Below are 13,462 nucleotides of genomic sequence, written 5' to 3'. Positions count from 1 at the left end.
ATCCCTGCGGATCGGACCCCGTGAAGCCTCGGATACTCTACCCCATCCGTGACGCCTCCAGCGCACCGTTTGCCCCGGTCGCGGCTGTGCGGTCGGTCTCGTCAGCAACGTCCGAGGCTGCGCCCCGCTCACCCGTCGGCAGGTGCGCGCGCCACGCGCTCGCGACGACCGCCAGGCAGACGGCGGCGATGACCAGCCCGCCGAGGAACATCTGCGCGTACGTCCACCGCACGGACAGTGCCGCGAGCGCCACGGGCACGCAGAACCCGACGTACGTCAGCGAGTAGTAGACCGCCGTGAGTCCGGCGAGGTCGTCGGGCGTCGCGATGCGCTGGACCTCGCTGAGCCCGGCGACAAGCGCGAGGCCGTACCCCGCGCCGAGCACCATGGCAGCCACCAGCGCGGTCGGCAGGTCGAGCCGCGCCGAGGCGTAGGCGCCGAAGCCCATCCCGACGACGACGATGGACATTGCCACCACGGACGCCCGCGCGCTGTGCCGGGTGTCGATGAGGCGGCCGAGCACCTGGATACCGACCCCGCAGCCGAGGCCGAGCACGGTCATGAGCCCGGAGAACGCGATGGGCGCGCTCCCCGCGCTCGCGGACACGAGCCCGGGCAGCACGGCGTAGGCGCTGCCCGCGCACCCGAACACCCAGGGCGCCACGGGCACGACGACGCGCAGGAACCGCCGGTGCGCGACGGCCGGCACGCGGAGGTCGTCGCGCAGCCGACCTCGCTCGGTACCCGACGAGCCGCCGGCACGAGCGCGCGTCTCCGGCACGCCCAGCACCCACATCCCCGCGGCGACGGCGAGCACGGCGTGCAGGACGTAGGCCGAGTGCGTGGGCCAGGGCGCCCACTGCGCGAGCACCGCCGCGACACCCGCCCCGACGAGGAAGCCCAGCGTGAGGGCGAGGCCGGCACGCCGGGCGCCGGAGCCGCCGTCGGGCTCGCCGGACGTGCGGGCGGCCGCGTCGCTGAGCTCCTTGACCCACGTGGTCCCGACGGCCATGACGAGCCCGAGCGCGACCCCGCACAGCACGCGGCCCGTGGCGAGCAGCGCGGCGGACGACTCCCCCGCAGCGAGCACGAGCGACCCGACGAGCGCGATCGGCGCGGCGGGCAGCAGTAGCGGACGGCGCCCGTACCGGTCGGACAGCGGCCCGCCGAGCAGGAGCGCGGGGACGATGCCGAGCACGTACGCGGCGAGCAGCGCGTCGACGGTCACGGCCGAGAAGTGCCCGACCTCCCGGTACATGACGAGCAGCGGCGTGAACTCGTTGCCGCCCCACGCGACGGCGAACATCACCGCCGCGACGGCGAGCCACGCCCGCGGCCCGACGGCGGCGCTCGCCCCGCGAGCGGACGCGGCGGCCTCACTCTCAGTCACCGAGGTCGACGCGGGGGTCACCGCGCTCACAGGCCCGCCCTCGCGTCCTCGAGGTGGCGCTGGATGCGGCGCTTGTAGGTGCGGGTGTCGCGTACCTCGAGCGCGTCGACGAGGGCGCGGTGGCCCGCGACGAACGTCGCGGCCCGGCGCGGGTCCCACCGGACGCTGTGCGCGACCATGCGCTGCTGGCGCTCGCGCAGGCTCACGGAGAACGTCGTGAGGAGCGCGTTGCCGCCTGCCGCGACGATCTCCTGGTGGAACCGCGCGTCGAGCGTCGCGTACTCGGCGACGTCGCCGTCCGCCACCGCCGCCTCCTGCGCGGTGACGAGGTCGCGCAAGAGAGCGACGAGCGTGGCGAGCTCGGCGTCGGGCAGGCGCACGACGCTCTGCGCCGCGTGCGTCTCGACGAGCAGGCGCGCGTCGAGGACGTCGTCCGCCTCCCCCGGCGCGACGGGCACGACGAGCGCGCCCCGCTTGGGGTAGAGGCGCAGCAGACCCTCGGCCTCCAGGCGCAGGAACGCCTCGCGCACGGGCGTGCGACTCACGCCGAGCTGCTCCGCGATCTCCCCTTCGCTCGTCATGGACCCACCAGGCAGGCTCCCGTCGAGGACGAGGGACTTCACGTGCCGATACGCCTGCTCGGTGGCAGAACCGCTGGTCGTTCGAGGCATAGATACATGATGCATCTATCTGGTGGACGACATCGACCGCAGGAGGCGCTCGTGGCCGTGGGCCTCGCCACACTCGTTCCCACCTTCAAAGTGATGCTTCATCAGCCTTCTTACTTACAGTTTGAGGGAAACTGTAAGTAAGGTGGTGCCGTGGACACAGATGGAGGGCTCGCCATCACACCCGTGGCTCGCGAGGGCCACTACTGGGTGGCTGAGAGCGACGGGCTCTCGACGCGCGCGCAGGTGGCGGCAGGCTCAGGAGCCTACGAGTCGACCGTGCCGGTCACCATCGCGGACTACGCCCCCGCGCTCTCACCGCAGCAGTCCGCTGACGCCGAGGAGGCAGCGGCCGCGCTCGCCCGGTTCGACTCGTACGCCAGCGCCGCGCTGGGCCCCGACAATCCCGCCCTCGGTCCGATGTCCTCGATCCTGCTCCGCACCGAGTCCGCCTCCTCGTCGCAGATCGAGAACCTGACGGTCGGGGCCAAACAGCTCGCTCTGGCCGAGATCGACCAGACGACGAGCGCCAACGCGCGCACCGTCGTCGCCAACGTCCGGGCCATGCAGGCCGCGCTCGACCTCGCCGACAAGCTCGACGAGGACTCGATCCTCACGATGCACCGCGAGCTCCTCATCGGGCAGCCCGGATGGGAGGGCCACGCGGGGCGCTACCGACGTTCTCTGGTCTGGGTCGGTTCCTCGAGTATCAGCCCGAGGGGGGCGACCCACGTCGGGCCCCAGCCAGAGCTCGTCCCCGCCGCGATGGCCGACCTCCTGGCCTTCATCCGTCGGGAAGACCTCCCCGTCCTCGTGCAGACCGCCGTCGCCCACGCACAGCTCGAGACGATCCACCCGTTCACGGACGGCAACGGTCGTACCGGCCGAGCCCTCGTGCACGCCATGCTGCGTGCCAAGGGCCTTACGCGGAACACCATCGCCCCGGTCTCCGCAGGCCTTTTGATCGACACCGACGCCTACTTCGACGCGCTCACCGCATTCCGCGCCGGCGATGCCTGGCCGATCGTGGAGCAGCTTTCCCGCGCGAGCCGGTTCGCCGCGACTGCCGGGGCACGCCTTGTCGACGACCTGGCCGCCCAGGTGGCTGCAGCGCGCGAACGGCTCGCAGGTCTCCGCCCCCAGGCCTCCGCCTGGAAGGTCGTGCCGCACCTCGTGGCGCACCCGGTGCTCAACGCGGCGTTCCTCCGCAACCACCTCGGGTTCAGCGACGTCACCGCGCAGAGAGCGTTGAGCCAGCTCTCCGACGCAGGGGTCCTCCGGGAGCGCAGCGGGCTCCGACGCAACCGCGTCTGGCAGCACGACGGGATTCTCGCCGTCCTCGACGTCTTCGCGCAGGGCATCCGGCGCCGCTGAGCGACCCTGGTACGTCTCAGTGGTGGTGCCCGCTCCGGCCCAGGGTCTCCTCCGGCGTCACGCCGGGACGGGTCCACTGCGGCACGGGGCGGGTGGTCGGGCCCCAACCCGCGACGCCGTCGGCATCCGCGCGCCAGTACCAGCACACGCCCTTGCCCGCGGGCCAGCCGTCGGGCGTGTCCTCCCACGCCTCCCGGCGGCCGTAGGGGGTCATGTCGAGCAGGGCGAAGTGCGGGCTGGTCGGCTCGTTGCCGCGACCCGTCGTGCGGTACGTGAGGAACACGCGGTCGCCGTCGCGCAGGAAGCAGCTCACGTAGCCCATCTCGCCGCCGATCGGCTCGTCCAGCCCGCGCACGGAGTACCAGGGCTGGGTGTAGCCCATGAAGTCCACGTAGGGCGCGACCTCCTCCCACCGCCCGACGGTGAGGATCGCGAACGAGACGCCGCGCGCGTTGAGGTAGACGGCATCCCGCAGGCCCCACGCCGTCCAGGTGCAGCCCTCGCACTGCCCCTGGTGCGGGGCGCCGTCGTGCCACATGTGCTGGTAGACCACGAGCTCGTCCCGGCCCTCGAACAGGTCGAGGAACGGCACCGGGCCGTCCGGGCCGACGACCTCGACCGACCCGTCGATCTCCACCATGGGCAGCCGGCGGCGCGCCGCCGCGATGGCGTCGCCCTCGTGGGTGTGCGCCTTCTCTCGCACGAGGAGCTCGTCCCGGGCGGCCTGCCAGGTCGCGAGGTCGACGACGGGCGGTCGTCCGGGCAGGGTGGCGGCCGGGCTGCTGGGCGTGGTCGTCATGGTGTCCTCCGCGTTGTCGGTGCCGACCGGCGCACGCCGCCCGACGAGGTCATCCGCAACGACCCGCCGCGTGGGAGGAACTCATCGGCGCTCGCCGTCCCGGAGTGACGCGTCCAGCAGGCGGACCAGCTCGCCCACCCGGCCACCGCCGCCGGGCGCCGGCGGGTAGCGGCGCAGCACGTCCACGAGCGCGGGCGTCGTGAACGACCGCGCCGCGACGAGTCGGGCGACGGCAGCGGACTCGTCCCCGCCCGCGGCGAGCTGGGCGGCGTGCGCCGCGTGGGCCGCCGAGCCGAGGACGTGCTTCACCTGGTGGGCGTCGGCGATCGGGTGCAGGTACGCGGCACCCGCCGCCGCCATCGCGGCTCGTGCGGCCTCAGCGGCGGCCGGCTCCTCCGCCTCCTTCGCTGCCCGGAGCGCCGCCCACGCGGTGTCCCGCAAGGCCTTGCCCCGCGCGCCACCACGGGCGAAGGCCCACGCCGCCTCGATCGCCTCGCGGGGCCGGGCGTCGTCCGGACGCACCGTCTCGACGATCGCCAGCGCCTGCTCCGCGCATCGGGCCGCGTACCCGGCGACCTCCCGCAGGTCGTCCGTGCTCAGCTCGATCCCGCCGGTCGTCGCCACCCGCCGCTCCCTTCGCCGCCCTCGTCCAGCGTCCCTCACGGGCCGCGCAGGTCCGGCCCGAGCACACTACCCAGCCGTGCGACCGCGCCGGCGAGCACGTCGTCGGGCGCGCGAACGCCGTCGAACCACGTGACGCGCACCTCCTCGCCCGCGAGCGCCCACGTCCCCGCGACGACCCCGCCCACGGTGACGACGGCCGCCCCGCGGCTCACCACGCCGCGGTGCGCCGGTGGCACGACGTTCGGGTCCGCGGTGCCGGGGCCGAGCACCCACTGGTCGAGCGCGGGAAGGAACAGCACCGCCTCCGACGCGCGCGCGCCCGCGAGCTCGTCGACGTGCTCGCGAAGCACGAGGGCGCGGTCGCCCTCGACGTCGACCTCGACGAGCGCGTCGTCGCGCAGCTCCGCCAGCCACCGGTTCAGGCGGGCACGGCCGGCGCCTAGTCCCTGCCCGAGCCAGTAGTGCACGTGCTCGGGCGTCGCGGGTCCGTACGTGCCGAGGTACGCGAGGATCGCGTGCCGGCCCGCGGCGTCGAGGTCGGGCCAGTCGACCCAGCGCGGGTTGGTGTCGAGGCGCTGGAACGTCGTGCGCCCGTCGCGCGCGGGCGCGAAGCTCATGTCGCCGAACCACGTGAGCGGCTTGAGCAGCGTGTCCGTCCCGTCGCCGAACGACGGTCGCAGGTGGGCGAACCGCGCGTGCGCCGCAACGGCGTCGCCCAGCGCGGACCGCGTGAGCGGGCCGTCCGCCAGGGCGTCGCGCACGACGGCGCGCAGGTCGGGCCAGTCCTCGGGCTCGAGCCGGTAGTACTCCCGCCAGCTCGCGCGCTCCCACATGCGGCCCGCCCGGCGCAGCGCCAGGTACGCGCCGCCGTCCTCGGGCGTGACGAGGTGCGTCGCCCCGCGGAACGCGTAGGTGCGCACGAGGCGCCCGTCCGCGAGGGCCCGCCCGACCTCGCCCGCCTCGGACGCGCGCTGCCGGACGCGGACCGCGAGCTCGGCCACGTCGTCGGAGGCCGCCGGGACGGCGCCCAGCCGCCCGACGACCCCCTCGGCCGGTTCGTCGCCGACCGGGTCGAGCAGGTGCCGCCGCGCGCGCCAGGCGAGGGCCTGCGCCCAGGTGATCGCCACGTCCGCAGGCTAGCCCCGCGCACCGACACCTGCGCCGGTCAGACCACGGGACCGGAGCCCTGGGCGATCTGGAGCACGCGGGAGACGCCCGGCTGGTCGGGGTCGTCGGTGATCTCGCGTCCGTCCAGCCAGCACTCGATGACGTGGGCGAGCTCTCCGGGGTGGCTGAAGTTCATCGCGTGGGCGGCGCCGTCGATCGCGACGATCGTCACGTGCGGGGGCGCGAGCGTGCCGACCTCGTGCACACGCCGGGGCGGCGGCATGAGCGGGTCGCGCGTGCCGACGACCGCGAGGGTCGGCACGGGGACGCGGATCACGCGCTCGAGCGACGGGAACCGGACGAGCTCGGCGAACAGGTGCAGCGCGTTGACGGCGCCGAAGCGCGCGTAGTCGGGCACCGCGATCCGGGCCATGCGCGGGCTCTCGCGACGGGCGTCGCGCGCGAGCTGGGTAAGCGCGCGCGCGAACGGCTGGTTGTGCACGCCGCCGGCGGGGGACGCGAGGACGATGCCCGCGACGCGCTCCGGTGCGGCGTGCGCGACCTCGAGGCTGATGGGGCCGCCCATGGAGTTGCCGACGAGGATCACCCGCTCGAGCTCGAGCGCGTCGAGCAGCGAGAGCAGCGCCCACGCGAGCGACGGGATCCCGAGGGTGTGCCCCCACCGCTCGCTGCGCCCGTAGCCGGGCAGGTCGGGCACGACGGCGGTCGCCCGGTGGGCCAGTCGTTCCGCGGTCGGGAGCAGGTACGTGCCCGAGACGGCGAAGCCGTGCACGTGCACGATGGGGACCGCACCCGGTACGTCCGGCCCGATCCGCACGAACACGTCGTGCCCCTCCACGTCGACGTGGCGCGAGCGCCACCCGTCAGCAGCCATAGGCCGATGGTGGCAGAGCGCGCGTCGCGGCGCCCGGGCAGCGGGAGCACCCTCGGCGGGTGAGGCGCGGGTGCCGCGCGGCCCGTGAGCATGGACGGCGGACGGGGGTCGACGTGGAGCAGAGCACCGAGAACACCGCCGGCCGGCCGACCGCGGCCGCCCGGCGCCTCGCGCTGCTCCTCGCGGCCGCGATGTTCGTCCTCGTCGTGGACACGTCGTTCATGAACGTCTCGATCTCGGCGGTCGTGCGCGACCTCGACACGACCGTGAGCGGCGTCCAGACGGCGATCGCGCTCGAGGCGCTCGTGTCCGCGTCGTTCATCCTCGTCGGCAGCAAGGTGGGCGACCTCGTCGGCCGGCGCCGGGCGTACGTCGTGGGACTGCTCGCGTACGGCGCGGGCGCGATCGCGATGACGCTGGCGCAGAGCCTCGTGGCGGTCGTGATCTTCTGGTCGATCATCGGCGGCCTGGGCGCCGCGCTGCTGCTCCCTGCCATGCAGTCGCTCGTGCACGGCAACTTCGACGGCGCCGCGCGCAAGTCCGCCTATGCGCTCGTGGGGGCCGCGGCGTCGATCGCGGCGGCCGTCGGGCCGCTGCTCGGCGGCGTCATCACCACGACGCTGTCGTGGCGCGTGGCCTTCGGGCTCGAAGCCGTGGTGATCGTGGTGGTGCTCCTGGGCGTGCGGCTCGTGCGCGACGTCCCGTACACCGGAGACCGCACGGTCGACGTCGTCGGGACGATCCTGTCGGTCGTGGGGATGGGCGGCATCGTGCTCGGCGTCCTCGTGTGGCAGGAGGGCGGCGAGGCCGTCGGGGCGTTCGTGGTCGTCGGGGCTGCGGGTCTGGTGGGTCTCGCGGCGTGGCTCGTGCGGCGCGCCCGCGCGGGCCGGACGACGCTCGTCGATCCGGGTCTGTTCCGCTCCCCGGCGTTCCGCATCGGCGTCTCGCAGCAGCTCCTGCAACAGGTTGCGCTCGGTGGCGCGATGATCGCGCTGCCGATCTTCCTTCAGATGGCGCTCGGCTACGACGCGCTGCTGGCCGGCCTCTCGCTCGCCCCGCTGTCGCTGACGATGTTCGCCGCCGCGCTCGTCGCGGGCAAGCGCCCCGGCCGACGTCGGCCGGCGACCCGCGTGCTCGCGGGCTTCGCACTGCTCGTCCTCGGGATCGCGGCAGCCGTCCTCGTGGTGCCGCGCGCGACGTCGGGCTGGTGGCTGGCTCTTCCCCTCGTGGTCGCGGGCGCCGGGCTCGGCCTGCTCGTGTCGCAGCTCAACGCCTACACGCTCTCCCCCGTCCCCGAGGAGCGCGCGAGCGAGGCCGCGGGCGTCAGCTCGGCCGCCGGGTCGTTCGGGCTCTCGCTCGGCCTCGCGGTCGCCGGCGCGGTGATGCTCGCCTCGCTCGCCACGGGCTTCACCGCGCAGGCCGAGTCGAGCACCGTGCTGCCCCCGGACGACAAGCAACAGGTCGCGGCGGTGCTCGAGGACGACGCCGAGATCATGAGCGACGCCCAGCTCGTCGAGCTGCTCGCGGACGAACCGCCCGAGGTGCAGGACGAGATCCTGCGCATCAACGACGACGTCCGGGCCCGCGCGCTCCAGGTCGCGCTCCTCGTCCCGCTCGTCGCGGGGCTGCTCGGCGTGCTCGCCGCGCTGCGCATGCGACGCATCCCCGATCCCGAGGTGCGCGAGGACGCGCCCCCGGCCCTCGGCTGAACCGCCCGGACGCCCGACGACGGCGCACCGCGGGGCGAACCGCCCCGGAGCGCTCGTGACCGGACCGAGACACCCTTCGTTGCTCGCGCTAACCGTCGTGAAACGCCCGGGAAACAGGCTCTTGTGAGCATCGGTCCCGGCAGGGGGCTCCACCACCACCACGGTCGTGCGCGCAGTCGGCGCGCGCCCGAGGAAGGACCACCTCCTCCATGACGCCCTCTCCCTCGCGCCGACGGCTCGGCCGGCGCGCCGCGCTCGTCGGCGGCCTGGCGGTCGCCGCGACCGCCCTCACCGCCCCGGCGCACGCCGCGCCGTCCGTCTCCGCCGTGGCCCTCGACGCGCCGTCGAGCGTCGAGGTCGGCGCCCCGATCACGGTGACGGTCGCCGCGACCGGAGCCGTCGACCTCTACGCCTACGACCTGGCGGTCTCCTACGACCCCGACCTCGTCGAGCTCGTCGAGGACTCCGCCGTCATGCCCGACGGCGGGTTCGCGGACGTGACCGACGACGGGTCCGGGACCGTCGCCGTCACGCACACGCGGCTCGGCACGTCCCCCGGGCTCGCGGGCGACGTCACGCTCGCGACCCTCACCTTCACCGCCGTGGCCGGGGGCGACGCCCCGTTCGCCGTCCCCACGGCCACCCTCGTCGGTGCCGACGGCACGACGGCGTCGCTCACCGACGCCGCGTCCGCCACGACGACCGTCACCGCCGTCGTGACGGCACCGCCCACGGGCGAGCCGACGGACGGCGCGACCTCCGCGCCGCCGACCGGTGACGGCACGACCGCCCCCGGGGCCGACGACGCGTCCGACTCGCCGTCGACCTCGACCGGCTCGGGCGCGCTCGCCTCGACGGGCGCGAGCGTCGCCTGGCTCGCCGGTGCCGCGCTGCTCGCCGTCGTGGTGGGCGCTGGGATCCTCTGGGCGCGGCGCCGGGCGGTGGTCTCCCGATGAGCCACGACCCGACACCCGTCGCACCCGCCGTCCGCGCACCACGACGGCCCACCACCATGAAGGAGCAGCCCGTGCCCACCACCCACCGGCGAGCCGCGGCGGGCGGGCTCGCCGCGCTCAGCGTCACCGGCCTCGTGCTCGCCGTCGCCGCGGCTCCCGCCGCGACGGCGGCCCCCGTCACCGCGCCGTTCCTCGCGCCGTACTGGACCGAGCTCGACCTCACGGGCGACGACCAGGTGACCGTCGCCGACCTCGACGTCGTCACCGCGGCGCTCGGCGCGACGGCCGACGACGCCGCGTGGGACGACGTCGCGGCGGCCGACACGGACGGCGACGGCACGATCACCGTCGCGGACCTCGCGGCCGTCTCCCAGCGGATGATCTACGACGACGGACCGTTCGAGCTCGTCGAGGCCTCGGTGCTCGACATGCAGGCGGCGATGAACGCCGGGGTGACGTCGTCGGTCGCGATCACCCAGGAGTACCTGGACCGCATCGCGGCCTACGACACGACGCTCGTCGACACGGGCGCGGGCGGGCGACCCCTGCACTCGATCATCACGACGAGCGACGTCGCGCTCGAGGCGGCGGCGCGCGCCGACGCGGCACGTGCCGCGGATGGCATGACGAGCCTGCTGCTCGGTGTGCCGGTCGCACTCAAGGACAACTACGACACCAAGGACATGCCGACCACGGGCGGCTGCGGCTGCTGGGACGGCAACCGGACCACGACCGACGCGACGATGGTCGACGGGCTGCGCGCCGACGGGGCCGTGGTCCTGGCCAAGGCGAGCCTCGACGAGTTCGCGTTCGGCTTCGTGTCCGAGTTCTCCTCGTACCAGGACGCGGGGACGAGCACGCTCGTCGCGAGCCCGTACGTCACGAGCCGCACGGCCGGCGGGTCGAGCGGCGGCACGGGCGCGGCGATCGCCGCCAACCTCGCAGGGCTCGGGTTCGGCACGGACACGGGCGGCTCGATCCGGGTGCCGTCGTCGTACAACCAGCTCGTGGGTGTGCGGCCGACGGTCGGGCTCGCGAGCCGCGACGGCATCATCCCGCTCGCGCTGAGCCAGGACACGGGTGGCCCCATGGCGCGCACCGTCCTGGACGCGGCCGTCGCGCTCGACGCGGTCGTGGGCGTCGACCCTGCGGACCCCGTGACGTCGCGCCAGGAGGGAGCGGTCCCCGCCTCGTACACGCAGTACCTGGACGCGGACGCGCTCGACGGCGCCCGCATCGGGTACGTGCCGTCCATGCTGGGGAGCAACACCACGACCCTGCGCCTCTGGGCGCAGACGCGGGCCACGCTGGAGTCGCTCGGCGCCACCGTCGTCGAGGTGACGCCGCCCACGACCTGGTCGCCGGTCCTCCCGAACGGGTTCGCGAGCGTGCTCAACGAGGGGTCGGGCTCGACGAACGAGTTCAAGCACGACCTGGACGAGTACGTCGCGAACCACCTCTCGTCCGACGTCGAGGCCCGGTCGCTGGCCGGCATCGTGGAGTCCGGGCGGTACGTCCCGTCGCGGCGCGGCACCTACGTGTCGCGCGACGCCGTCACCCCGGAGACGTACCAGGCGTGGGCCGGCCCCGCGGGCACGCACACGAAGGTGCTCGCCGAGGGCAAGCAGCTCGTCACCGCGATGCTCGACGACGCCGACCTCGACGCGCTCGTCTACCCCAGCGCGAACCCGTACGGGACCATCGGCACCAACCTGCGGCTCAGCCCCAACACGGGCCTTCCCGCCGTGACGGTGCCGATCGGGCAGGCGACCGAGGCCGACGCGACCGTCACGGGCGGCGGCGTCAACCTCGAGCTCCTGGGCCGCGACTTCGCGGAGGGCCCGCTCCTCGGCCTCGCGTTCGCGCTCGAGCAGGCCACGCACGCACGGACCTCCCCGGCGCTCTACGGCCCACTGGGCTGAGCAGGCATCCTCCCTGCCCGACGGCGGTCGGCCCCTCGCGCGGGCCGGCCGCCGTCGTCCATCCAGGGTCCCGTCGATGCACTGCCAGTCGCGGACCCCGATCACGATCTCCACCACGTGCTCTCTCCTCGCTCGATGACCTGGGGAACGCACGAGCCCTCGCCCGCATCTCGTCCCAGACCGACCTCCGCTCGCCCACGCTGCCCCGACCACCCCGGGCGCCTCGTCTACGAGAGATCACCCACCTCCGCGACGACGCGCTCGGCGAGCGCCGCGAGCGCCGCGAGCTCCTCGGGCGTGCCGAGGTCGACGAGGTGGCGGCGCACGGACTCGACGTGCGCGGGCGCCGCGGCCCGGAGCGTCGCGAACCCGTGGTCGGTGAGCACGACGACGGCGTTGCGACCGTCGTCGGGGTCGGGCTCGCGCCTCACGAGCCCGCGCGTCTCCATACGCGCGAGGTGGTGCGAGAGCCGGCTGCGGGACCAGAGCATGCGAGCGGCGAGGTCGCGGAGCTGCCAACGGTGCCCCGGCTGCTCGGACAGCGTCGACAGCACGTCGTAGTCCGGGTCGGACAGCCCGGAGTCCCGCGCCAGGTCGCGCGCGAGCGCGACGGGCAGCACGGTCTGCATGCGGCGGTAGGCCCGCCAAGCGCGCTCCTCGTCGGGCGTCAGCCAGCGGGGTCCGGGGCTCTCGACAGTCATCATGCGCTCAGCATCGCACACTCGTTGACATGTCATCGAGTACATGCTTGGATCGATGACATGTCAACGACACGTCGTCTCGTGCAGCTCGTGCTAGGCCTCGCACTCTTCGGCGCGAGCATCGCGCTCCTCGTGCGCGCCGGGCTCGGGCTGTTCCCCTGGGACGTGCTGCACCAGGGCGTCGCCCGCGCGACCGGCCTGCCGCTGGGCGTCGTCGTGATCCTGGCCAGCGTCGTCGTGCTCGTGCTCTGGATCCCGCTGCGTCAGCGCCCGGGCCTCGGGACCGTCGCGAACGTCGTGCTCGTCGGCGTGTTCGTCGACCTCACCCTCGCCGTCCTCCCGACGGTCGAGCCGCTCCCCTGGCGCATCCTGCTGCTCGTCGCGGGCGTCGTCGTCAACGCCGCGGCCACGGGCCTCTACATCGGCGCCGGGTACGGACCCGGACCCCGAGACGGCCTGATGACCGGCCTCGCCGCCCGCGGCTGGTCGCTGCGCTGGTCGCGCCTCGGGATCGAGCTCGCCGTCCTCGGCGTCGGTCTCGCGCTCGGCGGCACGGTCGGCGTGGGGACCGTCGTCTACGCGCTCGCCGTCGGGCCGCTCGTTCAGCCCTTCCTCGCCCTGTTCACCGTCCCAGCGCCGCGACCCGCGGAACGCCCCCACTCCGCCCTCACCCACCCCGCAGGAGACCTCTCGTGAAGCTGCTCGTCGTCGTCGCCAGCACCCGCCCGACCCGCGTCGGTCCCGCCGTGGCCGACTGGTTCCTCGCGCAGGTGCCCACCGACCCGGACCTCGACGTCGACGTCGCGGACCTCGCCGAGATCGCCCTGCCGTTCCTCGGCGAGCCCGTCGACGCGCACTCCGGCGGCTACGTGCACGCCCACACGCTCGCGTGGAGCGCGCGCGTCGACGCGGCGGACGCCGTCGTCCTGGTCATGCCGGAGTACAACCGCGGGTACACCGCTCCGCTGAAGAACGCGTTGGACTACCTCGCGGACGAGTGGCGCGACAAGCCCGTCGGGTTCGTGTCGTACGGGATGTCGTCGGGCGGCATGCGCGCGGTCGAGGCGATCACGCCCGTCGTCGTCGCGCTCGGCATGGTCCCCGTCGCGAACGCCGTCACGATCCACCTGCGCCGCTGGCTCGACGACGACGGTCAGCTCCAGGACGACGGCACGCTCGCGCGGGCCGCCGCGCGGACGCTCGACGACGTCCGCCGTCTCGCCACACTCCTGCGACAAGATCGTGCCGCGGTCGCCTGAGGAGGAGCACGGGGCGGGGTTGCCGGGCGGTACGCTCCCCCGGTGAACCGACCGTCGC

Annotated in this window: 13 protein-coding genes; 6 read left to right on the top strand and 7 right to left on the bottom strand. The window is 74.3% G+C overall.

The features are described from left to right. Positions 1 to 37: 37 nt before the first annotated feature. Both A0J59_RS04340 and A0J59_RS04335 read right to left on the bottom strand, forming a co-directional pair. Positions 38 to 1,390 carry an MFS transporter gene (locus tag A0J59_RS04340; protein WP_255364983.1) on the bottom strand — a complete coding sequence of 451 codons (1,353 nt, stop codon included), beginning with the start codon at positions 1,388 to 1,390 and terminating at the stop codon, positions 38 to 40. Between the two features lie 26 nt (positions 1,391 to 1,416). Beyond that, entirely contained in the window at positions 1,417 to 2,061 is a 645-nt protein-coding gene (locus tag A0J59_RS04335) for a GntR family transcriptional regulator (protein WP_064315329.1), read from the bottom strand. Between the two features lie 150 nt (positions 2,062 to 2,211). Here A0J59_RS04335 and A0J59_RS04330 point away from each other — a divergent pair, with 150 nt between their 5' ends. Next, entirely contained in the window at positions 2,212 to 3,432 is a 1,221-nt protein-coding gene (locus tag A0J59_RS04330) for a Fic family protein (RefSeq protein WP_082918729.1), read from the top strand. Positions 3,433 to 3,448: 16 nt separating this feature from the next. Here the strand turns inward: A0J59_RS04330 and A0J59_RS04325 are convergent, their stop codons facing one another. From A0J59_RS04325 to A0J59_RS04310, 4 genes are all read right to left on the bottom strand, one after another. Continuing rightward, the gene (locus tag A0J59_RS04325) at positions 3,449 to 4,231 is read right to left on the bottom strand and encodes a DUF899 family protein (RefSeq protein ID WP_064315328.1); all 783 of its coding nucleotides are present in this window, start codon (positions 4,229 to 4,231) and stop codon (positions 3,449 to 3,451) included. Between the two features lie 81 nt (positions 4,232 to 4,312). Continuing rightward, positions 4,313 to 4,855 (bottom strand): putative immunity protein, encoded by a 543-nt coding sequence (locus A0J59_RS04320; RefSeq protein ID WP_064315327.1) that lies wholly within the window; start codon positions 4,853 to 4,855, stop codon positions 4,313 to 4,315. 35 nt (positions 4,856 to 4,890) lie between these two features. Next, positions 4,891 to 5,982, bottom strand: a complete 1,092-nt coding sequence (locus A0J59_RS04315; RefSeq protein ID WP_064315326.1) for a DNA glycosylase AlkZ-like family protein — start codon at positions 5,980 to 5,982, stop codon at positions 4,891 to 4,893. Positions 5,983 to 6,020: 38 nt separating this feature from the next. Further along, positions 6,021 to 6,857, bottom strand: a complete 837-nt coding sequence (locus A0J59_RS04310; RefSeq protein WP_064315325.1) for an alpha/beta fold hydrolase — start codon at positions 6,855 to 6,857, stop codon at positions 6,021 to 6,023. A gap of 191 nt (positions 6,858 to 7,048) precedes the next feature. On the opposite strand from A0J59_RS04310, the gene A0J59_RS04305 reads away from it, so the two are divergent. From A0J59_RS04305 to A0J59_RS04295, 3 genes are all read left to right on the top strand, one after another. Next, on the top strand, positions 7,049 to 8,566 hold the full coding sequence (locus A0J59_RS04305) for an MFS transporter (RefSeq protein ID WP_082918736.1): 1,518 nt from the start codon (positions 7,049 to 7,051) through the stop codon (positions 8,564 to 8,566). Positions 8,567 to 8,775: 209 nt separating this feature from the next. Next, on the top strand, positions 8,776 to 9,522 hold the full coding sequence (locus tag A0J59_RS04300) for a cohesin domain-containing protein (protein WP_064315323.1): 747 nt from the start codon (positions 8,776 to 8,778) through the stop codon (positions 9,520 to 9,522). A 71-nt stretch (positions 9,523 to 9,593) separates the two neighbouring features. Beyond that, on the top strand, positions 9,594 to 11,444 hold the full coding sequence (locus A0J59_RS04295) for an amidase family protein (protein WP_255364977.1): 1,851 nt from the start codon (positions 9,594 to 9,596) through the stop codon (positions 11,442 to 11,444). 227 nt (positions 11,445 to 11,671) lie between these two features. On the opposite strand, the gene A0J59_RS04290 is transcribed toward A0J59_RS04295, so the two are convergent. Then, positions 11,672 to 12,148, bottom strand: a complete 477-nt coding sequence (locus A0J59_RS04290) for a MarR family winged helix-turn-helix transcriptional regulator (protein ID WP_064315321.1) — start codon at positions 12,146 to 12,148, stop codon at positions 11,672 to 11,674. Positions 12,149 to 12,205: 57 nt separating this feature from the next. Between A0J59_RS04290 and A0J59_RS04285 the strand changes: the two genes are divergently transcribed. Continuing rightward, positions 12,206 to 12,841, top strand: a complete 636-nt coding sequence (locus tag A0J59_RS04285; RefSeq protein ID WP_064315320.1) for a YitT family protein — start codon at positions 12,206 to 12,208, stop codon at positions 12,839 to 12,841. Continuing rightward, the gene (locus tag A0J59_RS04280) at positions 12,838 to 13,404 is read left to right on the top strand and encodes an NADPH-dependent FMN reductase (RefSeq protein WP_064315319.1); all 567 of its coding nucleotides are present in this window, start codon (positions 12,838 to 12,840) and stop codon (positions 13,402 to 13,404) included. The genes A0J59_RS04285 and A0J59_RS04280 overlap by 4 nt, the downstream gene beginning before the upstream one ends. Positions 13,405 to 13,462: the final 58 nt, after the last annotated feature.

Origin of the sequence: Cellulosimicrobium sp. I38E (assembly GCF_001647255.1) — a bacterium.
GTDB lineage: Bacteria > Actinomycetota > Actinomycetes > Actinomycetales > Cellulomonadaceae > Cellulosimicrobium > Cellulosimicrobium cellulans_E.
This window is presented reverse-complemented; position numbering and strand designations above follow the sequence as displayed.